At 82.7% G+C, this 1337-nt stretch carries 1 protein-coding gene; it reads left to right on the top strand.

Translation table 11 applies throughout. From position 1 onward, the window contains the following. Positions 1–120: 120 nt before the first annotated feature. Positions 121–1337 (top strand): MFS transporter (locus tag BN2279_RS09695; RefSeq protein ID WP_456112203.1); only part of this gene is annotated, 1217 nt, incomplete at its 3' end.

Genomic DNA, 1337 nt, shown 5'->3' with positions numbered 1-1337 from the left:
GGGGGGGCGGGCCGGGCGGCGGGGGGGGGGCCCGCGGGCCCGCCGCCCCCCCCCGGCCCCGCCCGCCCCCGCGTCTCCTACCGCGCGCTCCTCGCCCGGCCCGGCGCCCTGGCGTTCACCGTGCCGAACCTCGTCGCCCGGCTGCCGATGGGCATGTTCAGCGTCTCGGCGGTCATCATGATCACCGCGCACCACGGCTCCTACGCGCTGGCCGGCGCGGTCCAGGCCACCGGGCTGATCGCCTCGGTGGTCGCCGGTCCGCTGATCGCCCGGCGGGTGGACCGGCGGGGCCAGGCCGCCGTCCTGGTCCCGGCCGTCGCGGTCTGCGTGGCGGGCCACGCCGCGCTGCTGCTGTGCGTGCTGCTCGGGGCGCCCGTGTGGAGCTGGTTCTGCTGCGTGCTGCTGACCGGCGCCACGCCCAACACCGGCGGCATGTCCCGGGCCCGCTGGGCGCACATCTTCCGCGAGGCGACCCCGGAGCACGCGGCGGCCCGGCACACCGCCAACGCCTTCGAACAGGCCATGGACGAGCTGTGCTTCCTGTGCGGGCCGATGCTGGCCGCGCTCCTGTGCACGGCGCTCTTCCCCGCGGCGGGCACGGTGACCGCCTCGGCGCTGCTGCTCGCGGGCGCCCTGGCGTTCGCCGCGCAGCGCCGCACCGAGCCGCCGCCCGCGCCGCCCCGGGCGGGCGGCGGCCCCGGGCCGCTGCGGGCGCCGGGCATGCCGGTGCTGCTGGCGGCGTTCGTCTGCGCCGGGGCGATCTTCGGCGCCCTGGAGGTGGTCACCCTCGCCTTCGCCGACGAGCGCGGGCAGCAGGGCTGGGCGGGGCCGGTGCTCCCCGCCCACCCCGCCGGCTCCGCCGGGGCCGGGCTGCTCTTCGGGGCGCTGCGGCTCGGCGGCTCGGACCGCGGCCGGTTCGCCGTGTGCGCGGCGGCGATGGCCGCGCTGATGACGCTGCCGCCGCTGGCCGCCCGGGCGGACTCGCTGCCGCTGCTGGCGCCCGCGCTGCTGCTGGCGGGCATGGCCACGGCGCCGACGATGGTCACCGGCATGACCCTCGTGCAGCGCGCGGTCCCGCCGGGCCGCCTCAACGAGGGCATGACCCTCGCCGTGACGGCCCTGCTCGGCGGCATCGCGCTGGGCGCGGCGGGCGGCGGGCGGGGCGCCGCCCCCCCGCCCCCCCGCCCCGCCGCGGCCGCCCCGCGGCCCCCCCCCCCCGCCCCCCCCCCCGCCCCCCCCCCCCCCCCCCCCCCCCCGCCCGCCCGCCCCCCCCCCCCCCCCGCCTCCCCCCCCCCCCCCCCGCGCCGCGCGCCCCCCCCCCCCCCCCCGCGCGCCCG

The organism is Streptomyces specialis, from assembly GCF_001493375.1.
GTDB classification, from domain to species: domain Bacteria; phylum Actinomycetota; class Actinomycetes; order Streptomycetales; family Streptomycetaceae; genus Streptomyces; species Streptomyces specialis.
This window is presented reverse-complemented; position numbering and strand designations above follow the sequence as displayed.